The organism is Mycobacteroides sp. H001 (genome assembly GCF_001440005.1).
GTDB classification, from domain to species: Bacteria; Actinomycetota; Actinomycetes; order Mycobacteriales; family Mycobacteriaceae; genus Mycobacterium; species Mycobacterium gwanakae.
Genome location: NZ_LJYH01000043.1, coordinates 18516 through 44473, shown reverse-complemented (window position 1 = coordinate 44473; position 25958 = coordinate 18516). Strand labels below are relative to the sequence as shown.

The following is a 25958-nucleotide window of genomic DNA, read 5'->3' as shown; positions in this document are numbered from 1 at the left end:
TTGTCAACCAATAGATGACCTTTTACTCTGGGCTTCAGGAATTCGCGAGGATTCCAGACCAGACCTGTTCACGAGTGAGTAGACGGAAGGAGGAGCGATGAACACACCCACCAATTACGGCGACACCTTGTGGCGTGATGCCCATGGTGCCTTTGTCGTATCGCCGCTCGCTCCGCCGTCGCTCCTGACGCATGCCGCCGCTGCCAAGCCGGCGGCTCAGAGCATGTCGGCCGTCGGCATTAAGCACCGCGCCGCCGCCGCGAATGTCGCGTCCGTGAATAGGGGATACATCTAGGTAGCCCCTCAACCGCCTCCCAGGCCACGGACCCGACACCACCGGGATCCGTGGCCACTTTTGTTTGAGCCCCAAAACCTCAGACGTGGTTCCGGATCTCGATCGATAAGACACCGATACGAGACCAGCAGTTTTACGAGGAACCGAAGAGGAAGCAGGTGAACGGACACATGATGACCGTCGAAGTGGAGGCCCGAAGACTCGCGCTACCGTGCCACGTCGCGGATGCGGACCTGTGGTTCGCGGAAAGCCCGGCGGACCTGGAGCGGGCTAAGACGCTGTGCGCGGACTGCCCGATCCGGTCGCAGTGCCTGGCTGCGGCGCTGGATCGCGCGGAGCCCTGGGGCGTGTGGGGTGGCGAGATCCTGGAGCAGGGTGCCATCGTGGCGCGTAAGCGTCCGCGTGGACGCCCGCGCAAGAACCCGCTGCCGGCCGCAGATCCCGCCGCGGCATGACCCGGCATGTTGTGGGCCTCGACAACCAATGCTCCCCATCGCCATGTGGCGGTGGGGAGCATTGTTATCAGGGCGTTTTCGCGTTCGGTTCGAAGAACCCCGGCATCCATTCCTCGGCGATCGCCGCGTAGTTCACGTGCGCGCCGAGCTGCACCAGAACCCCGATCATTCCGCCGAGTGTGCGCAGCAGCATGACGTAACCCGGCGGCACCGTCATCTGACGTGCCAGCTTGAATCGTTCGGTGAATCCCTCGTCCAGGAGGTCGGTCGACGCCACCGCGGCTTGCTGGAACCATTCACGCGTGAAATGGAATTCACCGGAGCGCAGCGGATCGACATAGGGCCACAGCGGCCGGATGTAGTCCATTACCTGATCCCCGGACAGCTGGACCTCCGGTGGCATGAATCCGAGCTGCTTGATGAGCCGGATCACCTGCTCCCACTGCTCATCTCGGGCCCAGCACAGCACCTCGCCGAATTCGGGCGGAATGCCGCCGGGGTGCTCGGAGACCGCGCCGAAATCGATGATGCCGAAACGCCCATCGGGCAACAGCATGAAGTTGCCCGGATGTGGGTCGGCGTGCACCAAGCCCACCTTTTCCGGTGACTTGACCGTGAATTCGAGCATCAAGGCGCCGGCGGAGTCCCGTTCCTCGCGGGTGCCCTCGGAGATGATCTTCGAGAGCCGCCGCCCCTCCATCCACTCGGCGATGATCACCTTGGGTGCGCTCGCGACCACCGCCGGGACGAAGAACTTCGGATCTTCGGCGAAGGCCTTCGCGAATGCACGCTGGTTGGACGCCTCCTGGCGGTAGTCCAGTTCGGCCTCGATGCGGTCGCTGATCTCGGCCACCAGCCTGTCGATATCTGCTTTGGGCGCAATCTGTTTGGCCAGTGGTGTCATCCGCTGGATCAGCTTGAGATCGGCGCGCAGCGCATCATCGGCGCCCGGGTACTGGATCTTGACGGCCACCTCGCGGCCGTCCTTCCAAATCCCCTTGTGCACCTGGCCGATGCTGGCCGAGGCGACGGGCGTGTCGTCGAAGGACTGGAATCGGTCGCGCCACTTAGTACCCAGCTGTGCGTCGAGCACCCGATGTACCTTGGCCGCGGGCAGCGGCGGCGCCTCGCTCTGCAGTTTGACCAGAGCCTCACGGAACGGATCGGCGAACTGCGGCGGTATCGCCGCCTCCATCACCGACAGGGCCTGGCCGACCTTCATGGCGCCGCCCTTGAGCTCGCCGAGCACGTTGAACAGTTCGTCGGCGGCCTTCTCCAGGAGTTCGGCATTGACCTCATCGGCCGAGGTTCCGGTCAATCGTTTGCCCACCCCGATGACCGCGCGACCGGCCATACCTGCGGGCAGGCTTGCCAGTTTGGTCATTCGGCTGAGCCCGCCGCGGCGAATATCTGCCATGTCACCTCACATCCTTCAGTGTGGCGTCGTTGCCCCACGTCTTCACGGAATGCTAGCTGTTGCTAGCTGGCGGCAACGGGCTCATCCTCGCGGAAACCGGGAACCCAGTCGCCGATGATCTGCGCGTACGGGACCGTCGCGTCGAGCTGGGCCAAAATGCCCGACAGGCTGCCGAGAACGCGGAACATCATGAGATAGACGGGCGGCAGATCCAGGTGCCGGCCGGTCTGGAACTGCGCCCCACGCAGATCACTGGATTTGGCGGCGACCCGCTGCATCCACTTGCGGCTGAAGTGGAACTCATCGGACTTGAGCGGATCGATGAACGGCTTGAGGTACTCGTCGATCTCCTCCGGTGAGACCTCGGTGCGCGGTGGGATGAATCCCTCCTCGCGCATGAGGGGGATGAGCTCATCCCAGATCCCGTCGCGCTCCAGACGCCAGATGGGGCCCAGGTTCGGAGGGAACCCGCCCTCATGGGTGGCGACGGCACCGAAGTCCATGACGCCGAGGCGCCCGTCGGGCAGCAGCATGAAGTTTCCGGGGTGGGTGTCTGCGTGCAGCAGTCCGCATCGGTACGGGGAGCTGACCGTGAACTTCAGCAGCAGGCGGCCGCACTCGTTGCGTTCGTCTTCGGTTCCGCTGCTGATGATTTCGGAGAGCTTGCGGCCCTGCATCCATTCGCTGATGACGACCTTGGGCGCCGAGGCCACGACTGGTGACACATAGAACTCGGGGTCGCCTTTGAAGGCCTTCGCGAAGGCCCGCTGATTGGTTGCCTCGATGCGGTAGTCGAGTTCTTCCTCGGTGCGCTCGATCAGTTCGTCGATGATGCTTTTGACGTCTGCTCCGGGCACGATCTGTTTGAACAGCGATGACAACCGTTGCATGGTTTTCAGATCTGAGCGCACGGCTTCGTCCGCACCGGGGTACTGCACCTTGACCGCGACAACGCGCCCGTCGCTCCAGACGGCCTTGTGTACCTGGCCGATGCTGGCCGAGGCGACGGGCTTGTCGTCGAAGGACTGGAAACGTTCGCGCCACTTGGTGCCCAGCTGTGCGTCTAGGACCCGGTGGACCTTGTCGGCGGGCAGCGGTGGGGCATCGCTTTGCAGCTTGGTCAGCGCCTCGCGGAAGGGTTCGGCAAAGGCCGGCGGGATGGCGGCCTCGAAAACGGAAAGGGCCTGCCCGAGTTTCATGGCCGCGCCCTTGAGCTCGCCGAGAACCTGGAACAGCTGTTCGGCAGCCTTCTCCATCATCTCGGCGTTGACTTCGTCCTTGGACTTGCCGGTCAAACGTTTTCCGACGCCCAGCGCGGCTCGACCGGCGATGCCTGCCGGTAGGGATGCCAGTTTTGCAGCGCGCGCGGCGCGGCCACGACGGATCTCAGCCATGCGTTACATCATGCCGGGGGCGGCGAGAGTCTGACAACGCAGGTTTTCCATCTCGCTTACGTGGCGGCCGGAGCCTTGCTGTCCTCGTGGAACCCTGGAACCCACTTGTCGATGATGGCGGCGTAGTCGACCGGGGCATCGAGCTGTGCGGCGATACCGATCAGGCCGCCAAGGACCCGGAAGAACATCAGGTAATTCGGCGGCAAGTTCATCTGCCGGCTGGTCTTGAACGACTCGAGGAACTCCTGGCTGCGGAAATCGGTGGCCTTGGCGGTGAGCCGCTGCAGCCACTTGCGGCTGAAGTGGAAGGTCTCGTGGTTGAGTGGCTCGATGTACGGCTCAAGGTAGGAGTTGACCTCTTCGTGAGATACGGAGGTTGCGCTCGGCGGGATGAAGCCCTCCGAACGGAGTACCTCGGTGAGCTCTTCCCACTTCTCGTCGCGGGCCAGGCGCAGGATCGGACCGAAGCCCGCGGGCAGACCACCCTCGTGCGCGGCGCAGGCGCCGAAGTCCATGATTCCGAACCGGCCGTCTTCGAGCAGCATGAAGTTTCCGGGGTGGGTGTCTGCGTGCAGCAGTCCACACCGGTACGGCGAGCTGATGCTGAATTCGAGGAGGAAATGCGCGCACTTGCTGCGTTCCTCTTCGGTGCCCTTGGCGATGATTTCGGAGAGCTTCCGGCCCTGCATCCACTCGGTGATGATCACCTTGGGGGACGAGGCCACGACCGAGGGGACGTAGAACTCGGGGTCGTCCTTGAAGGCCTTCACGAAGGTGCGCTGATTGGTGGCTTCGATGCGGTAGTCGAGTTCTTCCTCGGTGCGCTCGATGAGTTCGTCGACGATGGCCTTGATATCGGCACCCGGAGCCACCTGCTTGAACAAGGAAGACAGACGCTGAATGGTCTTGAGGTCCGAGCGGACGGCTTCGTCGGCGCCGGGGTACTGCACCTTGACCGCGACGGTCCGGCCGTCCTTCCAGACGGCCTTGTGTACCTGGCCGATGCTGGCCGAGGCGACGGGCTTGTCGTCGAAGGACTGGAAACGTTCGCGCCACTTGGTGCCCAGCTGTGCGTCCAGCACGCGGTGGACCTTGTCGGCGGGCAGCGGTGGGGCATCGCTTTGCAGCTTGGTCAGCGCCTCGCGGTACGGCTCCCCGAATTCGGGGGGAATCGCGGCCTCCATCACCGAGAGCATCTGGCCGATCTTCATGGCCGCGCCCTTGAGCTCGCCGAGAACCTGGAACAGCTGCTCGGCAGCCTTCTCGACGAGTTCGGCGTTCACTTCGTCTTTGGATTTCCCGGCGATCCGTTTACCCACACCGAGCGCGGCACGGCCCGCGATACCGGCCGGAAGCGATGCGAGTTTTGCGGCGCGTGCGGCGCGGCCACGACGGATCTCTGCCATGTGCACATCATGCCCGGTCGTGATGAAGTTAACAAAAAGGGGGTCTTCGTCAATTTCCGGTGAAATAGGCGTCGCATGGGCACAAGGGATGTGGGGTCCAATGCCGGGCTGTCAGCGCGTGAGTGGACAGGTCGAGTTCGAGCGTCGCGTTGAGCGTCGCCAGTGGTCCCGGCGCCTGTCCGCGAATCGCCGACAGCACTCGGTCTATCTGTGCCAGTGCCACCGCCGCGGTGCCCAGCACCGTGGCCGGCGCGGCGACACCCACGGTTCCGGTGAGTTGAGCGGCCACCGCGGGCCACTGTTCGTCGCGATCACGCCGGTGGCGGTCGGCGCATTCCAGGCAACTGGTGATGCCAGGTAAAACCATGGGCCCAATCAGACCGGTGCCGTCGCGCGCCCGGACGGACAGATGCGGCACCTCGGCATCGGCCAGTGCCCGAAGTAGCCGGGTGTCGGCAATCAGGTCATCGGCGAGTATCGCCAAATCCACGTGTTGCCAAGACTTTCCGTGTGCCGACTGGGTTGAGCGCTGGATACGCGCCGAGGTGTGCCGGAGCGCCTCGGCGAGGGCATCGGACAGCGGGCCGCGGCCCACGAGCCGGATCACCGGCGAAGCGGCCGTGACGGATCGGGTGCGCCGGATGACGGCGCCGGTGTCGACCAATTCCTCGAGCAGCGACCGAATGTCCTCAGCGTCATGAAAGTCCTTGACGCACTGAAGGCCAAGGATCTGACTCCAGGTGAGTTCGTCGGTCAGGGAGTGCAGCAGCTGGCGTACTGCCGCGGCCGGCGCGGTGGATGAGGGGCGCACGATCACCGCATGACGCGGCATCCACCCGATCTGAACCCCGTCATCCGGCCTCGGCAGCACCGGGCGTGCCGGATCGAGGGCGAAGGTCGGCTCACTGGACATGACCCACTGTGGCATATCCGGCGTGCGCGCCGGGCGGCTGAAAGCCGTTTATCCACAGCCTTATTCGACCCCTGACCAGCGCCGAATGTGTGAGCCGCAGATTTCTCCGGTTTATTCCGATGTGCCCGGATCGAGCTTCTCGATCTGCGCGATCGGGTCGTCGATGGCGTCGGTGTCTCCGCCGACGATGCGATCGATAAAGGCGGCTGGGTTGTCCAGATCGCTGGCATCGGGAATCAGATCGGGGTGCGCCCAGATCGCGTCGCGCTTGTCCACACCCACGGCGTCGGTGAGCCTGCGCCACAGATCTGCGGCCTCGCGAAGCTTGCGCGGCCGCAGCTCCAGGCCCACCAGGGTGCCGAAGGTCTGCTCGGCCGGGCCGCCCGTGGCGCGGCGGCGCCGCAAGGTCTCGCTGAGGGCCGCGGTCGCGGGGATGCGCTCGCCGAGCGCGTCGGTCACCACGGTCTGCACCCATCCCTCGATGAGCGCCAGCAGGGTTTCCAGGCGTTCCAGGGCCTGCTCCTGTTGCGGCGTGGTCTTCGGCTCGAAAATGCCTTGGGACAGAATCTGTTCCATATCGGACGGATCACCCAGCGAAGCGGGGTTGAAGCCGCGTGCGGCTTCTTCGATGGCGCTCATGTCGATCGAGATGCCCTTGGCGTACTGCTCAAGGGTGTCCATCAGCCGGATGGTCAGCCAGCCCACGCCGCTGAACAAGCGGTGGTGCGCGGCTTCCCGGGCGGCCAGGAAGGTCATGATCTCGCTCTTGGACTGTTCAAGGCCTTCGGAGAACGCCTCGATGGCGACCGGAAGCAGAGCCGCGGTGCCCTTGGGGCCCAACGGCAATCCGATGTCTGTGGAGGTCAGCACCTCGCGGGACAGCTGTCCGAGCGCCTGGCCCAGCTGCGATCCGAAGGCCATGCCGCCCATCTGGGTCATCATGCCCAGCAGCGGACCGGCCATGCCCTGGGCCTCTTCGGGCAGGTTCGCCGCCCACATGCCTGAAATCTGTTCGGCGACAGGGTCGACGAGCCGCTTCCAGTTTTCCAGGGTGTTGTCCACCCAGTCGGTCGCGGTCCAGGCAGCGGTTCGGGTGGCCCCGGCGGGCAGCGCGGTGGCTCCGTCGAGCCAGGTATCGGCCAGGTGCACCGCATCGGTGATCGCCGATTGGGTGCCCTCGGTGATGGGCGCGACGAAACCGATTGAGCTTGAAGCGAGTTGCCGGGCGATGTCGTAGTTGACCGCGCCCGCGGACTGACCACTGGCAGCACCGGCGGCAGCCCCGCTGAACATCTGGCCCAGCTGGGTGAAGATCTGCCCGAGGTCGGCGGGATTGAATCCACCAGATCCGAAGCCGAACGGGTCCGCGCCCGACGGTCCCGAGCCAGGGCCCGGCCGCGCGCCGTCGCCCGGCTCACGGTCGGGGTCGTCGCCAGCAGCGAATCCAAAGGGGAGGTCGGCCATATCTCCACGGTACCGCTGGTAGACATGGCCGGATCACGCTGTCAGTGAACGCACCCGTTTTGGCGTGGGATCAGGCCAGGAAGCGCGCCCGGACCTCCGGAGGCGGCACCGGGCAGGTGTCGTACCGCCCGAACACCCGGTAGCGGGTTCGGGCGACCAGCCGGTAGAGCGCATCGCGGATGGGGCGCGGGATCAGTGCGATGAGGGAGGCTCGTCGGGTGCCGCCGAGATAGTCGATGATGCGCACCACTCCGTCGGACCGGATATGAATTCGTTCGGCAGGATCGCCCGGGTTGTCGACGATCACGAAGGAATCGACACCGACGAGTTCGGGGTGCCGCGCGATCACCTGCTTGCCGTACTCACTGTCCAGGGCCGCGAAGCGCATCGTTCCGACCTTGTCGTCCCGCAGGATCTTCTTCACCGCCCCGTTGCACAGTGCGCACACGCCGTCATACAGCAGGACGGGGGCATGATCGTTCATCGGACCTCCACCATGAGACTACCGGCGGGGCCCCGAACAGGGCTTGCCATAGGGTGCAGGCATGAATCGCCGCGTAGCGACGCTGCTGGTCGCGCTGGTCCCGATCATCGCCTTCGCGTTGTTGATGTCGGTGGTCACCGTGCCGTTCGTGTCGCTGGGGCCGGGCCCGACCTTCAACACCCTCGGTCAGGTCGAGGGCAAGGAGGTCGTCGACATCAAGGGCACCAAGGTCGACCCGGTGTCGGGTCACCTCAACATGACGACGGTCTCCCAGCGCGACGGACTGACATTGGCCGACGCGCTGCGGTTGTGGGCGAGCGGGCGTGAGCAGTTGGTCCCGCGGGACGCGGTGTACCCGCCTAATCGGTCCAAGGACCAGGTGGACAAGGAAAACGACCTCGAGTTCAAGAAGTCCGAAGAAAGTGCCGAATTCGCGGCGCTCGGATATCTCAAGTACCCGACGGCGGTCACGGTCCTGACCATCAGCGATGACGGTCCGTCCAAGGGCAAGCTGCAGGAGAACGACGCGATCACGGCGGTGAACGGGCGGCCGGTGGCCAACCTGGAGGAGTTCACCGGAGCGCTCAAGGTGACCAAGCCCGGTGAGGTGGTGACGCTTGACTACAAGCGCAAGAACCCCGAAGGCAGCAGTAAGACCGAATCGGTGAAGATCACGCTCGGCAAGAACGGGGATCGTGACTACGGGTTCCTGGGGGTCGGAGTTGTGCAGGCGCCGTGGGCGCCGTTCACCATTGATTTCAACCTGGCCAATATCGGTGGGCCGTCGGCCGGGCTGATGTTCAGCCTCGCGGTGATCGACAAGCTGACGCCCGGTGAACTCGACGGTGGAAAGTTCGTCGCCGGAACGGGAACCATCGACGCCGAGGGCAAGGTGGGGCCCATCGGTGGAATCACGCACAAGATGCAGGCAGCCAAAGACGCTGGAGCAACGGTGTTCTTGGTGCCGGCGGCCAACTGTGCCGAGGCCAAGACGGACGGTGGGCAGGGGCTCACCATGGTCAAGGTAGGCACCTTGGCCGAAGCGGTTGACGGGCTCAACGCCCTTGATCGCGGTGGTCAAGCGCCCAGTTGTTAGCGAGCCTCACCACCCTCGATGCTGGCCGATGCCCGCTGTTCTGCGGCTACAGTGGGGCTGAGAATCGAAGCGCGAAAATTGAGCCGTGCTTGAACACTCGACGAGGAGCGTAGCGACGTGGGAATGCGGCCGAATGGGGCTCTGCCACGACTGACCCGACGGAGCCGGCGACTGGTCGCCGCGGCGTTGGTGATCGTGGTGTTGTTGTTGATCGGCCCGCGCCTGGTCGACACCTACATCAATTGGCTGTGGTTCGGCGAGCTCGGATTCCGTGGCGTATTCACGACCGTGCTGCTGACCCGGCTGGCCTTGTTCCTGATCGTCGGAATCTTGGTCGGTGCTGTGGTTTTCGCGGGCTTCGGATTGGCATACCGGGCGCGGCCCGTGTTCGTGCCCACCAAGGGGCCGGGTGACGCGCTGGCGCAGTACCGTGCTCTGATCCTCTCGCGGGTGCGGCTTTTCGTCGTCGGTGTTCCGGTGCTTATCGGTGTGCTGGCCGGCATTGTGGCCCAAAGCTATTGGATGCCCGTGCAGCTGTTCCTGGAGGGCGGGGACTTCGGTATCAAGGATCCACAGTTCGGCCTGGATCTCGGGTTTTTTGCCTTCGAGCTGCCGTTCTATCGATTCGTGCTGACGTACCTGTTTATCGCGGTCTTCGTCGCGCTCATCGTCAACGCCTTGGTGCACTACATCTTTGGTGGCATTCGGCTGTCCGGTCGTTCGGGCACGCTGTCGCGTCCGGCACGCATCCAGCTGGTGACTCTTGCCGGAATTCTGGTGCTGCTCAAGGTTGCCGCCTACTGGCTAGATCGGTACGAACTGCTTTCGCACACGCGGGCGGGGAAGCCGTTCACCGGCGCCGGTTACACCGATATCAACGCGGTGCTGCCGGCCAAGCTCATCCTGCTGGCCATCGCGGTGATCTGCGCGGTCGCGGTGTTCTCGGCGCTGGTGCTCAAGGATCTGCGGATTCCCGCGATCGGCCTGGCGCTGCTGCTGCTGTCCTCGTTGGTGGTCGGCGCCGGCTGGCCGCTCATCGTGGAGCAGTTCAGCGTCAAACCCAATGCCGCGCAGAAGGAAAGTGAGTACATCGCGCGCAGCATCAAGGCGACGCGCGATGCCTACGGACTGACCGACGACGTCGTGACCTACCGGGACTACAGCGGTACCGCATCGGCGCCCACCGGCAGTGAGCAACTGGCCAAACAGGTTGCGGCCGACCGCTCCACGATCGCCAACATCCGCGTCTTGGATCCCAACATCGTGAGCCCGGCCTTCACTCAATTGCAGCAGGGCAAGAACTTCTACGCCTTCCCCGATTCGTTGTCGATCGATCGGTATCAGGACAGGAGCGGCTCGCTGCGCGACTACGTCGTTGCCGCACGCGAGCTCGATCCGGCCAAGCTTCGTGATAACCAGCGTGACTGGATCAACCGGCACACCGTCTACACCCACGGCAACGGATTCATCGCCGCACCGGCCAACACCGTGCGCGGAGTGGCCGATAAGCCGGACGAGAACGGCGGGTACCCGGAGTTCCTGGTAAATGCCGTCGATGACAACGGCAAGGTCCTTTCCGACGGCCCGGCGGCGCTGGCTCAGCCGCGCGTGTACTACGGCCCGATCATCGCCAGCGACACCAACGACTATGCGATCGTCGGCAAGAACGGTGACGATCGTGAGTACGACTACGAGAACAACTCCGGAACCAAGAACAGCACCTACACCGGTACCGGCGGCGTGCCGGTCGGCGGTGCGCTGGCACGGACGGTCTTCGGTCTGAAGTACGCCGAACGGAACTTCCTGTTCTCCAACGTGATCGGGGACAACAGCAAGATCCTGTTCAACCGGGACCCAAGCCGGCGTGTGGAAGCGGTGGCGCCGTGGCTGACGGTCGACAGCGGGACCTACCCGGCGATCGTCGACAAGCGCATGGTCTGGATCGTCGACGGCTACACCACGCTGGACAACTACCCGTACTCGCAGCAGACGTCGTTGTCGGAGGCCACCTTTGACAGCCAGGTCGGCAAGACCGGGGGAGCGCTGCCCAACCAGCAGGTGTCGTACATCCGGAACTCGGTCAAGGCGACGGTGGACGCGTACGACGGCACCGTCACCCTGTATCAGCAGGACGAGAAGGATCCCGTGCTCAAGGCATGGATGAAGATCTTCCCCGGAACGGTTAAGCCGAAGAGCGACATCTCGCCGGACCTCGCGCGCCACCTGCGCTACCCAGAGGATCTTTTCAAGGTGCAGCGGACGCTGTTGGCGCGCTACCACGTCAACGACCCGGTGACCTTCTTCTCCACCAGTGATTTCTGGCAGGTGCCCGATGATCCGAACGCGTCCACCGGTTCGCAGCCCCCGTATTACATCGTGGCCAAAGACATCACCAAGAACGACAATTCGGCCTCATTCCAATTGACAAGTGCGCTTAACAGATTCCAGCGTGACTTCCTGGCCGCCTATGTCAGTGCCAGCTCCGATCCCGAAACCTACGGGAAGATCACCGTTTTGACGGTTCCCGGCACGGTGCAGGGCCCCAAGCTGGTGAACAATGCGATCACCACCGACAACCAGGTGTCTTCGCATGTCGGCATCATCAAGAACCAGAACATCCTGCGGTGGGGCAACCTGCTGACACTGCCGGTGGCCAACGGTGGATTGTTGTTCGTCGAGCCGCTGTATGCCTCGCCGGGCCAGGGCGATCAGTCCTCGTATCCGCGCCTGATCCGTGTGGGCATGTTCTACAACGGCAAGGTCGGCTACGCGACCACGGTCAGGGATGCTCTGGACATGGTGTTCGGGCCCGGTGCCGGTGCGACGGCAACTGCCCCGGCGGCCGAACCCGGAAATGTGAACCCGCCGCCGCCCAGCGGTCAGAACGTCCCGATCGTTCCCCCGGCTGCCGTGCCTCCGGCGGGGTCGTCGGAACTGTCCTCGGCGAAGACCGCCGCGCTGCAGGAGGTTCAGCGGGCCATCGGCGAGGTGAAGGACGCCCAGAAGAGTGGGGACTTCGCCCGGTACGGACAGGCCCTGAAGAGCCTTGACGACGCGATGACGAAGTTCACACAGGCCAAGTAGCTTCCGCCGAATGTCGACTTTTCGGGCCAAAGTCCGAGATGGAGGGCCGGAAAGTCGACACGCGGCCGAGGCGTTCGTGGGTGCGTAACTGCAGGCCAGGTAAACGATTTGGTGCCACGCGCTGCGCCCGGTAACCTTGTGTTCACCACCGCGGGGTGGAGCAGCTCGGTAGCTCGCTGGGCTCATAACCCAGAGGTCGCAGGTTCAAATCCTGTCCCCGCTACTAGGTCCCCAGGCCAGAGGCTTAAACGCTTCTGGCCTGGGGTATTTTTTTGGACCTAAATCGGCCAAGTCATCAATAAATCATCACTAATTCGCAGGCGGTTGCATCGCGCGATCCAATACGTCAGCGGCCTCGGGGTGCGCCTTACCGCGTGCGCGAGAGTGCCGCAGGGTGGTATTTATGTCGGCCTGCCCCAGCGAATCAGCAATCACGCGCAGGGGTAGTCCGGCGTCGTCCTTGGCCGTTGCTCCAGCTTTGCGGAAGCTATGTGCCGTGATGCCATCGGAGATGCCGAGCGCAAGCCGAATGCGCCGCCAGTCCGTGTCGACGTTCGTCGGATCACGCGGCGTCCAGTTGGTCGACGGGAAAACCAAGTCGGCATACCGGTCGTCGATCTCGTCAGGGTGGAGCAGCTTTCGTGCCGCCAACACCTTGCGGCGCGATTCCAGCGTCTTGATAGCGAAATGGGGGATTGAGATCGGCTGTATCCGGTTCTTCGGGTCGTCGGTACGTGTGACACGCACGAGGCCCTGTCCCTTGACGCGGATGATCTTCCCGGACGGAACGTATACGCGGGCCTTGAGGTCGAAGTCTGGCCAGATAGCCCCGCGGAGCTGGCTCGCGCGCAGGTTCAGGCCGAAGAGCAGATCCACGTAATCGGCCATGTCATCCTTGCAGAACTCGGCGACAGTGGGCGGCTCGTACCGCTTCAACGGACTGGGGCGCTCCCGTTCGGCCTTGGAGAGGATGCGTGGGCACGGCGCGGTGGACGTGCGCACCGCGTCGAGGATGAAGCGAACGTGATCCACGGCGATGTGTTCTGCCCCGCCTGTGCGCCCCTTGGGCTTGGCGTCGCGCACCAACTCCACCTCACGCACCGGGTTGATGGTGAGCGCGCCGTCGCTTACCCGGATGGCGTATCGGAACATGCCCGAGAGCGCGGACCGGCACCTCTTGGCCGACCCCGGTCCGTGTGCCTTGGCCAGCTCGGCGAGGTAGGCCTCGATCACCGTTGTCGGCGTCTCCGTCAGCCGACGACCCCCCAACCGTTGAATGAACCGGCTTGCCTCGCGGTCGTAGGCAACCAGCGTGTTCTCGGCGCGGCCTTGCGAGACCAGGTAGGGGCGGTAGTGCTCGGTCCACAGCATCGCGATGGTGGTGCGCGTCGTGATGGCGGCATTGAGTGGAGACACCGAAATCGCTGCCGCCGCTGCCAGTACCGCGTTGCGCGCCCGAGCGCCGTCCCTGTCCGGCACTGGACGGCCCCGAGAGTCATTGCGTGGTGGGCTGGTCCGCATGACTTGACGGGGCTTGCCGCTGGCGTCGCGAACCCGGACCTTGGCCTGCCACACGCCGGGGCGAAGCTCGGTCAGGTCAGGGTCGCCGGGTACCCCGATAGGTCGGGGTGGTCTACCTCGCATAGGTGTTTTCTCTCTGTTCCGTTCTACTTCAGAAGTATTGGCAGAAGCTCGACACAAGCGTCGCCCAATTCTCGAAGACGAGGCCGGTGGTTGCGATGATGAAACCGCCTAGCGCGCAGATGATGTCGCGCAACGCGAAGAACTTGCTGTCTTTTTCCAGTTTGGCAATTTCTGTGTCAATGACAGCTTTCGCTCTGTCGTCAATCAGAGCGTCCAAGTCAGCCAGCGCGTTCTCGATGTTCTCAAGTCGCTCGTCAGGATCGGTAGACACGATCTTTACGCGCGGCGTGTGTCCAGTAAGTGTGAAGCTGGCTGGTTGTGGCGTAATCACGATGTCCCCGCTAAGTTTCGCAAGGGGCTGGGGTATTTCAAACCGAAATGAGTTTCTGATCGTTTTGCGCCACTGCCTAAATCGTTCTGATACGCGATACCAGACGTACACCAGGCCCAGCCCCGTGATGATCGCACCAACTACTTGCATCCAGATTCCTAGAGTTTCCATGCACGTCTCCCTATCCGCCGCAGTCTGTTCACAGTCTGCGCGTCGAACGCGAGCGCCTCTGGCGTTTCGATGATGACGTTCAATCGCTGCTAGTAGCGGACGGGGGACAGACCGAATCGCTTGCGGATCGCCTCATCCTTCCGCCTGGCAGCTTCCACCAGATTCGTTCTAGTTCAAGGGCTTCTGCGATGTTCATGGCCGTTGTGGATCTTCCACCCGATCGGCGAGCCAGGCCCGCTCGGCGGGCGTGAAGCTCTGTCGCCGAACACGGACGGTGTGAACGTCGGTCCACAGCTCCTCGGGTAGCTCACGGTTGTCGTTGGTCCATTGCAGGCCTTGCAGCAATGGGACCGAGCGAGCCGGAACGGTGACCCTCGATCAGGCATTCGAGCTACTCGGAGCCGTGCTCGCGGGCGGGTTCCTTGGCGCCGCCATCAAAGGATGGGTCGACCGGAGAAACGGCAAGGACACCAACGCGAACACCAAGGATGCCAACGACAACGCCGATTGGAAATCGTTCTGCGCCGAACAGCGCGAGACCTTCGCGACCGCGATGGACGAGCAGCGCAAGGCCCACGACCGAGCCATTGGAGCGATGAGTGCAGCGCACGACCGGGCCATGCGAAGGCATGAATGGCCGAATCGCCACGCTCGAAAGTAAATTCAACACCGAGCACGACACGCTGAATGTGGCTCTGTCACATCTGCGGGAGCTTCGCGCATGCCGTATCTGCGACGTGCCGCCACTGCCCAAACCACTGGAGGGGAGGCTATAGCAGGCTGGTGGTGGTCACGCCTCCTCTTGTGCGAATCGCATCGCGATCTCTACGTCTCGTGGCTCGTCTTCGTCAGAAGAGATCGTAATTCCTTCCATCGCATGGGCGATGAGTCTTTTTTCGAGCTTCCGAAGGTTGTTGTCGTTGGAAGATGATGCTTCCGCGATCAACTTCGCAACGAGCGCGGCTTGCCTGGCAGTCAATTGTTTGGCGCTGCGGAGGGCCGTGATTTCTTTGAGTTCGCGGAGTGTCCTGATTGTGTCCTCTGAAACCTTGGTGTTGATGTACTTGTTGGTCAGCCACAACAAACTGTCGAGCATTACCTGATGATAGGAATGTCCGGGCGAGGCACCTGCCATCTCAGCTACAAGCTCGGGTAGTGGTCCCATGATCCTGCCATGTACGGTGGAGAACCAATCGCCCTTCTTGGAATCGTTGGTGACAAACAGAATTGGCCGATTCGCGTTCTTTGCGTGCTCTAGCAGCTCAGCCCAGACTAAATAGTCCCCGGTTGCGTCGGCCTTATTCTTCGCGTCAGCATTGCCCGGCGGACGCCCTTCGTCTATCCGTTTTTGGGCCTCCTCGCGGCGTTCTTGAAGGCTCTGGGCTGACGGCTTTTTCCCGAGGCGTGGCCCGCTGGCAATCCTGTCGAGCTCGTCGCGAACGGGATCGTTAGTTCTGGCCTCTTTGAGGTCGAGTATGTGGTTGGCACGAAGCTCGGCGTACTTGCTTTTGAACGCCTCAAACGATCCTGTGAACGCTTCTCTGATTTCGTTGCGGACTGCTTGATCACGGATGGGCTTAAGGGCAGTGTCCAGTGTGTCCTCTGCTGCCTTCTGGAGGTCTTCGGCGACTCGATCGAAAGTGTTCTGTGCATCATGTAATGCGGAGGTTCGATTCTTCTGATACTCGTACGCCGCCTGGTACGGCACGAAGAGCCGATCACCTATCTTCTCAAGGGCTGTAAGAATTTCCTGGCGACGACCAGCTCCCACCCGGTACAGGTCCAGTAGGGCGTTAGCGTCCAAGGCGATCGTCCCTTCGGTGACAATATGTGCGATCACCTCATCGTCGGGGTAATACCACTCGCTGAACACTTCCCGCATCGCAACGCTCCCATCGTCGGAAGCAGAACTATAGCCGGGCACGAAGGTGCTGGAGGCTGATCCGCGGTCAATTCATCAATAAGGAGATCACCATGACGACACGGACACCGGGCCTCGACTACTTCAAGCTCAAGGGCTTCATGGATGCCGTGGTTACCGACGAGGTCGACGAGAACCTCGTACCGGATCGCAAGGGCATCAACGCCAGGGTGACCGTGACCCCGCTCGTCAACGACAAGGATTACCCAGAGGTCGTGGCGACGATCGAGGGGGCACCACGCATCGAGGTTCTCTGCCCAGTGGTGGGCCGACTCGATGACGGCGTTCTGAAAACGACTGCTACACAAGCGGATATCTGGCTTGTCGCGAATACCGCCATCATCGGCCTGCCTGACGACGCACTGGTCTACCGGGTCGAGTTCTCAGAAAGTTGTGTTCAACAAGGGCCAAGACCGACACCTGATGCCGCGCAAGTTCGCGGCCCGAACATCGCTGACGCCGTGGTCGACCTCTCCTCGATCGCGGTTTAGGGGCTACTTGCCGCGAAGCCACCGCGTCAGCGCCGCGACCTCATCGACTACTTTCTGGTCTAGGTAGTCGGCGTTGGCCGCGACAATCTTGCCGATTTGCTCGACCCTTTGGTCAAATGCGTTGGCGCACACTGCGGCAATGTGTGGGCCAAGCTTCTGCATCTCAGTCGCCGAGAGTCTCGGGTCCAAATGGATGGACTCCACACGGCCTCGGGCATCAACCGTCACCTTCACGAGTCCGCCCTGATCCTCGGCTTCGCCGCCCTGTCGCTGGACGCGCCGGAAAATCTCTCCCTGCTCGGCCTCGAAGCTGGAAGCGTTACGCTCGGCTCGACGCGGCTGGTCATCCCACGCGGACTGGAGAATCGAATCCATCAATCGGTCTCGCGCTTCATTTCGGCGAGCGGCACATTGTTGGAATACAGATCTATGACGATGCCGTTGTTCTTCCAGTTCAGATAGCTATTGCGATTGTTGTTGAATGTGAATAGCCACTGGTCGCCCTTGCGTCTCCTTGCTGCTACTCGCAGTGCTGGCATGACGTTGTAAACGCCGTCATAGCGCCAGGGAAGTTCGACGCCCCAACCAGGCAGCGGCCAGCGGTCCGGGATCTTTGGGATGCTGACCCATTTTCCTTCGAGCTTGTCGACGTAGAGCTGGCCGAGGTACTTGACGAAAGGCATTTGTCCATCGAAGTCGGCATCTAGTGCGGCAGTGTCTTCAAATCGCTCAAGAAAGACCTTCTCTACGAAACCGATTGCCTCGTCTGAAAACCAGTCGTCTTCGGGTATGCCGGGGAACCAGTCTGCAGGGGTCGAGGCGTACAGCTGGATACCCAGTTCAAGTGCTTCGACCCATGCCTTGAAGCTAGGTCGCTCCTGAGCTTCGACAAATTCGGGGATGTCCCACCACCAGCGAGGATTGCTCACCACGCCCCCTCAACTTTGAACCGTCCGCCAGTACTCGATTCGAGGTCGGCGAGCCGCGTCATTTGCGATGGGGTGAGGGGCTCCTTCAGATAATAGGTAATTTCCCAGTCCCTTTCCGTAACATACTTTTTGTCGATAGCAAGCTGCCGAGCGAAGTCTCCTTCCGGCACTGACCCACTCTTGATCTCCGCCGCGCGCTGATTCGGGATGTCCGCATAGTCCCATATGCGCGAGCCCTCCTGAAATCTTCCGGGGCCATCGGGGGCGACCTGCTGGTGTTTCCAGCCGTTCGCTTCGGTCAGTCCGTGCTCGTCCCTAATACGAAATTCTTCGGTGTCACCCTGCTCGCCAATTCTGTCCCAACGGTCCCTCTCCTTGAGGTAGTCGTCGTAGGAGCGGTAGGGTTCGCCCTTGCTCTGCTTTCCCTTGACGTATTTTTCGTAGTCACGTTCTCGGCCAAGTTGTTTGAGTGACTCTTGCTCTTGTGCGCCGACGCGCCCAGCGTTCGCGCCCGTTGCGGCGACACGCACGACGGGGAGTGCCGCGACGCGGGCCATTGCCGTCGAGACGCTGGCTGCGGCGGGCGCCACACGCGCCCCGCCTGCTGCGACCGCGACGGCGGCGCCCTCAAAGCGAGTGACAATGGCGGCGACCTTCGAGCCGACTTGAGCGAGCTTGGCGGCCGTGATGCCTGCTGCGGCGTAGTCGCTACCGCCAGCAGTGACGGGCGTGAGCAGTGCCCCAGCGGCCCAGATTAGGGCAGTGGTGATACCGAGTTCGGCGACCGCATTTTCGATGGCTGAGTGGGCTTCATCGATGTTGCGTGCGTGGTCTGCACACATCTGGGCTAGCGCTTTGGCGTTCTCCGAGACCGTGAACAACTGTTCATAGACATCGGAGGCGACGCTCCAGCCCGCTTCGATGTCTTCGGCGTCTTGGGCGCGTAGCTGTCCCATGCCTTCCCACAGAAGCTCGGCTTGTCGAATGGTCCACTGTGCTATGAACTTCCATTCGCTCTCGGCTTTGCGTAGCTGGTCCTGGTGTCCGTTTGGCCAGAGCTTGCCCTGTACGTAGGAGACGATGAGGTCCCACCACCACGGCCCCGGCGAGGGATCGCCCATCGCGTTCGGGACGTTGGGCGTAGGAGGGCACCCGAAGGGTTGTTCGGGCATCGGGCCGATATCCGGCGGCGGCTTGTGGGCGGCGGCTGCATTGGCGTCGTTGTAGTTGTGCGCCGAAGTCGCCAGGATCAGGCCGACTTTCGCGGCACCCTCACCCATCTTGCCCAGCGCCTCGACCAAGCTGTTGGCGGCGCTGTCATACGAGGATGCGAATGTGCTTGCAGCGGTGTCAGTTCCCGCCATACCTGCGAATCCAGACAGGTTGTTCGTCGCCTTGGTAACAGCGTCGGTCAACTGCAATCCAACGATGTTGATGTTGCGTGCCGCCGTCAGGACTGCGGCAGGGTCAACCCGCGTCACCGGCCCTGCCACATCGACTTGTTGGCCGTGATTGCCTTGTCGTAGTGGCCGTGTGCGTCATTCACCGACCTCGAGAACTCGGAGAGCCCCTCGTCCACCTTCGCCATGCCTTGGGCGAGCTTGGAGAAAAACTCGACCTGCGCGTCACGGGCCTGGCCTGACCAATCCGAGCCCAGCCGCATCACGGTGGTCTCTGCCGACTCGATCTGTTCGACGAGGTACTTGCGGAAGGCCCGCAGATCGTCGTACACCTCTTTGAGCTGCGGCACCGACACTTCGAACTCGGCATCACCACTGCCGCCTGGCTTCTTAGAGATCACTGGACGCCTCGCGGAGCGCCTTCGCGGTGTCGATGATGTGGACTGCCATCTTGATCATCGCGGCCTGCACTAGCTCGAATCCCTCGTCCCAGTCGGCCCACAACTCCTTGTGGACCTCGGGGGCGATGCCTTTCCATGATCCGTGTAGCAGCTGCTCGACATCGCCCTTGGTTGACCCGTAGCGGGACTTCACGTCCTCGGCGCTCTTGATCAGCCACTCGGCAGCCGCCACCATCTCCCGATATCGGACGAGAAGGACGGTCATGTGATCCCCCTAGCAACATGTTGTTAGCTGATTTAGAGACGGTACTACGGGCACAGTGGGCGGGGTAGTACAACCAGTTTGATAGCAAATACTTTGTCACGACGGAGACCCTGAAAACGGCCAGCGAGGTCATCAATAAATCATCACTAATTCGCGCGACGTGACGACTTTTCGCAATTGTGTTCGGCTGTCCGCGACTGTCCAAATCTGAAAGTATTCGCAGGTAGCAGGTGGTATCAAGGCTGTCCTTGACTGCCCAAGATTGTCCGTGGTAGTCCACATTTCGCATAACCCAGAGGTCGCAGGTTCAAATCCTGTCCCCGCTACTAGGTACGCAGGCCAGAGACTCAGTCTCTGGCCTGCGTCATTTTTACTCCGAGATGTTCGGCCACTCTCGCGCCCGGCTCGGTAGCATCCCTGCGATGGCCATCAAGCTCGAAAACGTGGGCATCGCCGTTGAGGATCTCGAAGCCGCTATCGCGTTTTTCACCGACCTCGGTCTCACCGTCCTCGGTCGCGCCACCGTCAGCGGTGAGTGGGCCGACACCGCCGTCGGTTTGGACGGCAATCACGCGAACATCGCCATGCTTCAGACGCCAGACGGCCATGGTCGGATCGAACTCTTCGAGTACATCCATCCCGAAGCAATCGCGTCGAAGCCCACCCTTCCCAACGACATTGGCATGCATCGCGTCGCCTTCTCGGTCGACGACATCGACGACGCCATCGAAATAGCCGCCAGGCACGGCTGTCATCCGCTTCGCGGTGTCGCCACCTACGAGGACATCTACAAGCTCACATACCTTCGCGGTCCCAGCGGCATCCTCGTGATGTTCGCCGAGGAGCTGAAGAAGGGTTGAGGGAGGTTGACGGGCCGACCCGCCGAGACATGGAACGCCGTGGACTCGGCGGTCTTGCTGACGGTCGCGAAGCACCGCTGACCCCGTGGCGAGCGCTATCCGTGGCAGGTGGCGGTTGAGTTCTGCGCCGCGGCGGTGTTTTCGACCTTGACCTTGCCGTTGACGATCAAGCGGCAGGTCGCTTCGGCCTCTGCGGACTGGGCACTGACGAAGTACGGAGGATCGGTGATATCGCTGGTAAAGGTCCAGGTCCAGGTGCGCTGAGAGCCGTCGACGGGCTGCTCACGCATATGCCCGAGGCTGTCTCGCCAGGTGATCGCCGTTAACGGGCGATCTGAACTGATGACGTAGAGAACAGTGTCCGGGGGCTGCGGGGTGATGGCGAGCGAAGCGCCGAATGCTGTCGCACCGACCGCAGTGGTGCAGACGGTGATCAGAGTTGCTGCGAGTGCCACGGATCAGCCCTCGTCGCTCTCTGGGGTCGAGACCATGAGCTTCATTGCCCGTCCTTATCTTGTTGTGCTGAGGGCACAGTACGCCCGATCACGTTCACGCCGTGGCGATTTGACGGTCTGAATTCGGAGGAATCGATCCCCGTTGCGCGCGTGGACCCCGGCCGCGAGATGATGGGCATATGGGTCTCATCGCGTTACCAAATGCCGTGCTCTCCGATGCCGATATCGCCGACGCATTGAGCCGCGCCGTCCGGGTGATCAACCCCGTCCTGACCGTGCTGGCGCAGTCCGATCCCTTTGGACTCAAGGAGCGCACCTACGAGCTGGGCGAAGGCGAGGGAGTCGCAGACAAGGCGCTTGATGCCCTGGCCTGCGCTCTGAACACGGCCACCACCCCGGGCACCCGGGCCTGGGAGCAGCTGGACACGCGCGGAAAGGTGCACTGGTGGGTGCAGCGCGTGGGCGCCGTCAACACCGTATTCGTCGCGTTCCCAGGGATTTTCGGTGCCCTCGCGGCACGGCTGCCCGTGCAGGACCTGCTGGGATTCTCCAACCAGGCCATTGTTCTGGTGGCCATCGCCCGCGAGCTTGGTATCGGTGATCACCAGGAGCAAGTCCGGCTGCTGGCGAAGGTGCTGTGCAATCGCACCCTCAGCGATGCGGCGCTGGCCGGTGCCGACGATCAGGACCCGGAGACGCCGCGGAGCTGGTCGCCGTTCGCGCTGGCTCGCACCCTGTGGCACCTCGCGGGCATCCTGCGGGCCATCGGCGACGAGCTGGAAAAACGGCCGCAACCCAAGCCGATTTTCCGTTATCTGGGAATGCTGCCGGCGGTGGGCAGTGTGGCCGGATATTTCGGCGAGTACGGGGCTCTGCGGCGGGCCGCGAGCGCGGGGGAGAAGAGCATCGCCGCGCAGTCACGACCTGCGTACGCCTAACCGCGTCCTAGTCGCCGAGGTTCTCGTCCAGATGAGCCCGGACGTTATCCCAGAGGTCCAGAACGTCCACGTTGAGCTTCTCCCAGATTTGGATGATGAGGGGGTCGGCCGCGTCTACGAGTCCCAAAAGTAGGTGCCCCGTGCAGATTTCCGTGTGCCGCCTGCTTGTGGACGCGGTCATCGCCAGCTCGAGTGTCTGCTGGGCGCCCGGAGTGAACGCCATTTTCTCCGTCGGCGGCTCCTGGCCCAACGGCACGATCTGCTGAATGACCCGTGACCCGTTCTCAAAGCGGACTCCGGCGGTAGCGAGCAGCCGAGCACCCAGGCCGGTGCCTTCGCCGAGCAGACCCAGCAGGAGGTGTTCTGCTCCGAGATAGTTGTGCTGGCGTTCGCGTGCTTCCTCCTGTGCGATCACGATGACCTGTCGCGAGCGCTCGTTGAACAGATGGAACATGGCCCCCCTATCTCCGGCTCAAGGTACATCTTGCCGGAGCTGGGTTCGGTGATGAGTTACTGTCACGGCATGAGCGCTGTGAAGGTCTTGGCTGGAACCGGTTTCGTGGCAGTCGCACTGCTCTCGGGATGCTCGGGTGTCATCAACCAGGGTGGGGATACCCCATGCAAGGACTTCATCGCTGCCGAGGAGCAGAAGCAGAACGACGCGGTGAGCAAGATGCTCAAGGATCAGCGCGGGCGTGATGCCTCGAATCTGGAGATCTCCGCGACACGTACCTCGGTCACGATGTACTGCAAGACGCTGGGGAATGACAGCAGCAAGATCCGCGAGGCTCCCCACATCTAGGTAGGGTCTTTCACGCAGTGTTTGCCTGGCCGCGGATATGCCCAGCTGGGGTTGCGGGCAATCGCCTCGCGCTGCGCTGGGCAATCTGGTCACGGCAGTGACAGGAACCACATCCGTTCCTGGGCAGTGATCCGCGTCATCGGGTACGCTCGCGCGGTGCATGACCGAAAACCCCAGGTAGGACTACCATTATGGTCGCTGATGTAATTAGTTGCGACAAGTTGCTCAGTCACCCGCGCGGGCTGGTGTGGGAACTGATCAGCTCACCCGACATGTACCCGATGTTCTTTACCGGCGTCGGTTCCTGCGAGACCTTGATCGAGAACACCGAGACGGGGCCCGATCCCGAATACCTGGTGCTGTCGGCCAAGACCACGGCCCGCGTTCGGCTGATTCTCAGCAACACCAAGGAAAGCCTGGCTATCGAGGGAGTCGATAACGACGGGCTAATCTCGGTCCGGTTGTTCGAGGAACGTTCGGCGCAGACCCGGGTACGCATCACGGTGTTGCGGGCGGCCTCCGTCTTACCGCCCGGCATAAAGAAGCCGAGCGTGGCGGTAAACCAGTGGTTGATGGATGGGCTGGACAAAATCGACGACTATCTGTCCGGCGCGTCGACTTCCACCGTGTCCAACATGGGTGATGGCGGAAATATTCAACTCAGCATCGCCCGGCTGATGGTGGGGGTCGGCGTGGTGCGTATCCCGCGCCCCGACCGCGGACTTCGCCAGTTGGGCTCACTGGCGCGGTGGGGATTCACTCTTCAGGGCGGATACGCGGCCGCGGCGGCCCGTGCTCCCAAGCAGCTCGCGATCGCCGATGACGCCGGACAGCTGACCTTCGAGCAACTCGACCGGCGCGCCGAGGCGATGGCCACGGGTCTGATGCGCGACGGCATCAACGAAACGTCCAAGATTGGCCTGCTGGCTCGCAACAACATTGCCATGGTCGAGTGCCTCATTGCCTTCGGCATGCTCGGTGTGGACGTGATGCTTCTCAACAACGCGTTGGCAGCAACCCAGATCCAGATTGCTGTGGCGCGGAACAATCTCACCAAGGTGTTTGTCGACGACGATCTGGACGAACTCGTCAGGTACGTGCCCTGGGAGGTCGAGCTCGTCAGCACCGGCCGGCGCAGTGCCATCAATGGCCGCCGCGGGCTCGATGACTTCGTTGTCGCCGACAAGCCTGGAGTGTTGCCGCCCACCCGTCCCGGCCACCAGGTGGTGCAAACCTCCGGAACGTCGGGAACCCCTAAGGGGGCGTTGCGGCCGACGCCGCGTGGGTTCGCCGTTATTGCCGCGATGCTTTCGCGGATGCCGATGAAGATGAACGAGACCATGCTCATCTCGGCGCCTGTCTTCCATGCCTGGGGCCTGGGCTGCCTGCAGATCAGCACCCCATTGCGGGCGACGGTGATCCTGCAGGAGAAGTTCGATCCGGAAGAATGCCTGCGGGCCATCGCCACCCGCAAGGTGACCACGCTGATTGCCGTCCCCGTGATGTTGCAGCGCATCGTCGATCTGCCCGCCACGGTGCGCCAGAAGTACGACACCTCGAGCCTGCGACTGGTTGCCTGCAGCGGGTCGCCTCTGAATGCCTCACTGGTGCAACGGTTTACCGAGGCGTTCGGTGAAGTGCTCTACAACTTCTATGGGTCCACCGAAGTGTCCTGGGCCACCATTGCTGACCCCGCGGATCTTGCGATCGCTCCCACCACCGTGGGGCGGCCGCCGTTAGGCACCACCATCGCGATTCTCGATGCCGACCGGCGCCCGGTGCCGCGCGGCGTGACGGGACGAATCTTCGTCGGCAATGAGATGTTGTTCGACGGGTACGTCGCCGATCCGTCTCCGGTCTCGGTCAATGGTCTGCTGGACACCGGCGATCTGGGGCACCTGGATGCCGATGGTCGTCTGTACATCGATGGGCGCGACGACGAGATGATCATCTCCGGCGGTGAAAACGTGTTTCCCCGGCCGGTGGAAGACGCGTTGGCCTTCTTGCCGCAGGTTGCCGATGTTGCCGTCGTCGGGACCTCCGATGACAGCTTCGGTCAGCGGCTGTCGGCGTTCGTCGTGCTGCACAAGGACGCCGGTCTCGACGGAGACATGGTGCGCGCCTTCATCAAGAATCGGCTCAGCAAGTTCCATGTGCCCCGTGACGTGTACTTCGTCAACGCACTGCCGCGTACGTCCACCGGCAAGGTCATCAAGCGACTGTTGCTCGCGGACTGCGCGCGCGATGGGATCAGGCCGCAGTAGTCACGCCTGAACGGGGGAGGCGGTCCACCCGCTCCACCGGGAAACATCGGTCAGCACCATGGGGCCGGCTGGCGGAGTTTCTCGATACTGCCGATACTTGTTGGCCAGCAGGCTGATCCAGGCCGGATCGGGCTTGTCGAGTGTCCGGGCTATGCCATCGGCGCGCGCCCACCACAACGCTGACCAATCCTCGTCGTAGTGGTCCACCAGGAAGCTGACGGCGGGATTCGCGGCGATGTTGCGCAGTCGCTGTAAATCGTTGCGTGACTTCGGCTTGTGATCAACCGCCCAGCAGATGACATCATCGGCGACCGCGAAGGTCACCGGAACCAAGTGCGGCACAGTCGATGCGCTCACCGTCGCCAGCCTTGCCACCGTCGCCGTTCGGAAACGGCTCCGTGCGTCGGCCGGGTCGAGTCGCACGCCTAGTGCGCGCCCCCGTTGCAGATGTTGGACAGCACGTGGAAGTTGTTGACGCCGTCGAACAGTAGGCCCCCCACCGCAGCGCCACGATCGATGATCTCGGGGGAGGAGCGCACCTCGGGGGCGGCCACCAGCCACGTTCCGGAGAGGTCGTAGGCGCCGCTCAGGCCGTCGGCGTAGGCGGTGAGCTGCTGGCGGGGCCCGGGTTCGGTGATGCCGTCCAGGTTGGCGCGCACGCCGTCGTTGACCCGTCCCCACATGTCGCGGGCCTGCCCAATGGCATCGACCTGACGGTCCAGGCCGGAGTAGGCGGGGTTGTCGCCGCGCAGGTACATCAGGGCCTCGGTGACGATCGGGCCGTTGTTGGCCGGATCATCGACGGCCTTGGACATCTGGTTGATCGCGGCGCAGGTCGATTCGTCCGCGCTGGCCACCGGGAGGCCCGCGCCGAACGGAATGATGGAACAGCTCACCAGGGCAAGCAGACCTGACCGAACCCACATATGTCCTCCACAAGATGATGTATCGCGCCGATAAAAACGGGAGCTTAGCTGTCTTTGCCAGACTTCGCTCAGCTGGCTCACAGAACGCTCGTCGGAACCACTGCGGCCCCTCCGGGGGGAATCCCGAAAGGGCCGCAATGGATCTTGATCAG

Annotated in this window: 28 protein-coding genes, 1 tRNA gene and 1 pseudogene; 11 read left to right on the top strand and 19 right to left on the bottom strand. The window is 62.7% G+C overall.

Annotated features, from left to right (window positions below; translation table 11 throughout):
• The first annotated feature begins 97 nt into the window (after nucleotides 1-97).
• Nucleotides 98-295, top strand: a complete 198-nt coding sequence (locus AOT83_RS21020) for a hypothetical protein (protein WP_057964409.1) — start codon at nucleotides 98-100, stop codon at nucleotides 293-295.
• Nucleotides 296-465: 170 nt separating this feature from the next.
• Entirely contained in the window at nucleotides 466-750 is a 285-nt protein-coding gene (locus AOT83_RS21015) for a WhiB family transcriptional regulator (RefSeq protein WP_030096963.1), read from the top strand.
• Nucleotides 751-817: 67 nt separating this feature from the next.
• On the opposite strand, the gene AOT83_RS21010 is transcribed toward AOT83_RS21015, so the two are convergent.
• From AOT83_RS21010 to AOT83_RS20985, 6 genes are all read right to left on the bottom strand, one after another.
• On the bottom strand, nucleotides 818-2167 hold the full coding sequence (locus AOT83_RS21010; RefSeq protein ID WP_030096964.1) for an AarF/UbiB family protein: 1350 nt from the start codon (nucleotides 2165-2167) through the stop codon (nucleotides 818-820).
• A gap of 62 nt (nucleotides 2168-2229) precedes the next feature.
• On the bottom strand, nucleotides 2230-3561 hold the full coding sequence (locus AOT83_RS21005; protein WP_030096965.1) for an AarF/UbiB family protein: 1332 nt from the start codon (nucleotides 3559-3561) through the stop codon (nucleotides 2230-2232).
• Nucleotides 3562-3617: 56 nt separating this feature from the next.
• Entirely contained in the window at nucleotides 3618-4967 is a 1350-nt protein-coding gene (locus AOT83_RS21000; protein ID WP_030096966.1) for an AarF/UbiB family protein, read from the bottom strand.
• A gap of 49 nt (nucleotides 4968-5016) precedes the next feature.
• On the bottom strand, nucleotides 5017-5895 hold the full coding sequence (locus AOT83_RS20995; RefSeq protein ID WP_057964408.1) for a TOMM precursor leader peptide-binding protein: 879 nt from the start codon (nucleotides 5893-5895) through the stop codon (nucleotides 5017-5019).
• Nucleotides 5896-5991: 96 nt separating this feature from the next.
• Nucleotides 5992-7344, bottom strand: a complete 1353-nt coding sequence (locus AOT83_RS20990; protein WP_030096968.1) for a zinc-dependent metalloprotease — start codon at nucleotides 7342-7344, stop codon at nucleotides 5992-5994.
• Nucleotides 7345-7414: 70 nt separating this feature from the next.
• Nucleotides 7415-7828, bottom strand: coding sequence for a DCC1-like thiol-disulfide oxidoreductase family protein (locus AOT83_RS20985; RefSeq protein WP_057964407.1), 414 nt, complete (start codon nucleotides 7826-7828; stop codon nucleotides 7415-7417).
• 61 nt (nucleotides 7829-7889) lie between these two features.
• Here AOT83_RS20985 and AOT83_RS20980 point away from each other — a divergent pair, with 61 nt between their 5' ends.
• From AOT83_RS20980 to AOT83_RS20970, 3 genes are all read left to right on the top strand, one after another.
• A complete protein-coding gene (locus AOT83_RS20980; protein WP_057964406.1) occupies nucleotides 7890-8924 on the top strand; it encodes a PDZ domain-containing protein in 1035 nt (344 codons plus the stop codon).
• A gap of 117 nt (nucleotides 8925-9041) precedes the next feature.
• Nucleotides 9042-12008 carry a UPF0182 family protein gene (locus tag AOT83_RS20975; RefSeq protein WP_057964405.1) on the top strand — a complete coding sequence of 989 codons (2967 nt, stop codon included), beginning with the start codon at nucleotides 9042-9044 and terminating at the stop codon, nucleotides 12006-12008.
• Between the two features lie 149 nt (nucleotides 12009-12157).
• A tRNA-Met gene (locus AOT83_RS20970) sits at nucleotides 12158-12231 on the top strand.
• Between the two features lie 86 nt (nucleotides 12232-12317).
• On the opposite strand, the gene AOT83_RS20965 is transcribed toward AOT83_RS20970, so the two are convergent.
• The 3 genes and pseudogenes from AOT83_RS20965 to AOT83_RS28455 form a co-directional block, all read right to left on the bottom strand.
• Complete coding sequence (locus AOT83_RS20965; protein WP_057964404.1) at nucleotides 12318-13583, bottom strand: tyrosine-type recombinase/integrase; 1266 nt, start codon at nucleotides 13581-13583, stop codon at nucleotides 12318-12320.
• Between the two features lie 97 nt (nucleotides 13584-13680).
• Nucleotides 13681-14154 carry a hypothetical protein gene (locus tag AOT83_RS20960; protein ID WP_057964403.1) on the bottom strand — a complete coding sequence of 158 codons (474 nt, stop codon included), beginning with the start codon at nucleotides 14152-14154 and terminating at the stop codon, nucleotides 13681-13683.
• Nucleotides 14142-14350: pseudogene (locus AOT83_RS28455) on the bottom strand (DUF3263 domain-containing protein). The gene AOT83_RS20960 and the pseudogene AOT83_RS28455 overlap by 13 nt, the downstream one beginning before the upstream one ends.
• A gap of 171 nt (nucleotides 14351-14521) precedes the next feature.
• On the opposite strand from AOT83_RS28455, the gene AOT83_RS20955 reads away from it, so the two are divergent.
• Nucleotides 14522-14815 (top strand): hypothetical protein, encoded by a 294-nt coding sequence (locus AOT83_RS20955; RefSeq protein ID WP_234797689.1) that lies wholly within the window; start codon nucleotides 14522-14524, stop codon nucleotides 14813-14815.
• 129 nt (nucleotides 14816-14944) lie between these two features.
• On the opposite strand, the gene AOT83_RS20950 is transcribed toward AOT83_RS20955, so the two are convergent.
• A complete protein-coding gene (locus tag AOT83_RS20950) occupies nucleotides 14945-16036 on the bottom strand; it encodes a PIN domain-containing protein (RefSeq protein ID WP_057979810.1) in 1092 nt (363 codons plus the stop codon).
• Nucleotides 16037-16128: 92 nt separating this feature from the next.
• Between AOT83_RS20950 and AOT83_RS20945 the strand changes: the two genes are divergently transcribed.
• On the top strand, nucleotides 16129-16566 hold the full coding sequence (locus tag AOT83_RS20945; protein WP_057964401.1) for a hypothetical protein: 438 nt from the start codon (nucleotides 16129-16131) through the stop codon (nucleotides 16564-16566).
• 3 nt (nucleotides 16567-16569) lie between these two features.
• Here AOT83_RS20945 and AOT83_RS20940 read toward each other — a convergent pair whose 3' ends face one another.
• The 5 genes from AOT83_RS20940 to AOT83_RS20920 are packed head-to-tail and all read right to left on the bottom strand — an operon-like array spanning nucleotide 16570 to nucleotide 19561.
• Nucleotides 16570-16941 carry a YbaB/EbfC family nucleoid-associated protein gene (locus AOT83_RS20940; protein WP_057964400.1) on the bottom strand — a complete coding sequence of 124 codons (372 nt, stop codon included), beginning with the start codon at nucleotides 16939-16941 and terminating at the stop codon, nucleotides 16570-16572.
• Nucleotides 16941-17495 (bottom strand): hypothetical protein, encoded by a 555-nt coding sequence (locus AOT83_RS20935; protein WP_131726962.1) that lies wholly within the window; start codon nucleotides 17493-17495, stop codon nucleotides 16941-16943. The genes AOT83_RS20940 and AOT83_RS20935 overlap by 1 nt, the downstream gene beginning before the upstream one ends.
• Nucleotides 17492-18976, bottom strand: coding sequence for a hypothetical protein (locus tag AOT83_RS20930; RefSeq protein WP_057964506.1), 1485 nt, complete (start codon nucleotides 18974-18976; stop codon nucleotides 17492-17494). The genes AOT83_RS20935 and AOT83_RS20930 overlap by 4 nt, the downstream gene beginning before the upstream one ends.
• Nucleotides 18973-19296: a WXG100 family type VII secretion target gene (locus tag AOT83_RS20925; RefSeq protein WP_057964398.1), complete on the bottom strand. Its 324-nt coding sequence runs from the start codon at nucleotides 19294-19296 to the stop codon at nucleotides 18973-18975. The genes AOT83_RS20930 and AOT83_RS20925 overlap by 4 nt, the downstream gene beginning before the upstream one ends.
• Nucleotides 19286-19561: a WXG100 family type VII secretion target gene (locus AOT83_RS20920; protein WP_057964397.1), complete on the bottom strand. Its 276-nt coding sequence runs from the start codon at nucleotides 19559-19561 to the stop codon at nucleotides 19286-19288. The genes AOT83_RS20925 and AOT83_RS20920 overlap by 11 nt, the downstream gene beginning before the upstream one ends.
• A 422-nt stretch (nucleotides 19562-19983) precedes the next feature.
• On the opposite strand from AOT83_RS20920, the gene AOT83_RS20915 reads away from it, so the two are divergent.
• Nucleotides 19984-20421 (top strand): VOC family protein, encoded by a 438-nt coding sequence (locus AOT83_RS20915; RefSeq protein ID WP_057964505.1) that lies wholly within the window; start codon nucleotides 19984-19986, stop codon nucleotides 20419-20421.
• A 95-nt stretch (nucleotides 20422-20516) separates the two neighbouring features.
• Here AOT83_RS20915 and AOT83_RS20910 read toward each other — a convergent pair whose 3' ends face one another.
• Nucleotides 20517-20876: an MmpS family transport accessory protein gene (locus tag AOT83_RS20910; protein WP_057964396.1), complete on the bottom strand. Its 360-nt coding sequence runs from the start codon at nucleotides 20874-20876 to the stop codon at nucleotides 20517-20519.
• Between the two features lie 179 nt (nucleotides 20877-21055).
• Between AOT83_RS20910 and AOT83_RS20905 the strand changes: the two genes are divergently transcribed.
• Entirely contained in the window at nucleotides 21056-21814 is a 759-nt protein-coding gene (locus AOT83_RS20905; protein ID WP_030096974.1) for a hypothetical protein, read from the top strand.
• A 7-nt stretch (nucleotides 21815-21821) separates the two neighbouring features.
• On the opposite strand, the gene AOT83_RS20900 is transcribed toward AOT83_RS20905, so the two are convergent.
• Complete coding sequence (locus tag AOT83_RS20900) at nucleotides 21822-22268, bottom strand: Clp protease N-terminal domain-containing protein (RefSeq protein ID WP_030096975.1); 447 nt, start codon at nucleotides 22266-22268, stop codon at nucleotides 21822-21824.
• Between the two features lie 51 nt (nucleotides 22269-22319).
• Between AOT83_RS20900 and AOT83_RS20895 the strand changes: the two genes are divergently transcribed.
• Together AOT83_RS20895 and AOT83_RS20890 are read left to right on the top strand one after the other, a co-directional pair.
• Complete coding sequence (locus AOT83_RS20895) at nucleotides 22320-22616, top strand: hypothetical protein (RefSeq protein ID WP_030096976.1); 297 nt, start codon at nucleotides 22320-22322, stop codon at nucleotides 22614-22616.
• A 191-nt stretch (nucleotides 22617-22807) separates the two neighbouring features.
• The gene (locus tag AOT83_RS20890) at nucleotides 22808-24880 is read left to right on the top strand and encodes an AMP-binding protein (RefSeq protein WP_057964395.1); all 2073 of its coding nucleotides are present in this window, start codon (nucleotides 22808-22810) and stop codon (nucleotides 24878-24880) included.
• Here AOT83_RS20890 and AOT83_RS20885 read toward each other — a convergent pair whose 3' ends face one another.
• Together AOT83_RS20885 and AOT83_RS20880 are read right to left on the bottom strand one after the other, a co-directional pair.
• On the bottom strand, nucleotides 24881-25303 hold the full coding sequence (locus AOT83_RS20885) for a TIGR03668 family PPOX class F420-dependent oxidoreductase (RefSeq protein WP_057964394.1): 423 nt from the start codon (nucleotides 25301-25303) through the stop codon (nucleotides 24881-24883).
• Between the two features lie 2 nt (nucleotides 25304-25305).
• The gene (locus AOT83_RS20880; protein ID WP_030096979.1) at nucleotides 25306-25806 is read right to left on the bottom strand and encodes a hypothetical protein; all 501 of its coding nucleotides are present in this window, start codon (nucleotides 25804-25806) and stop codon (nucleotides 25306-25308) included.
• Nucleotides 25807-25958: the final 152 nt, after the last annotated feature.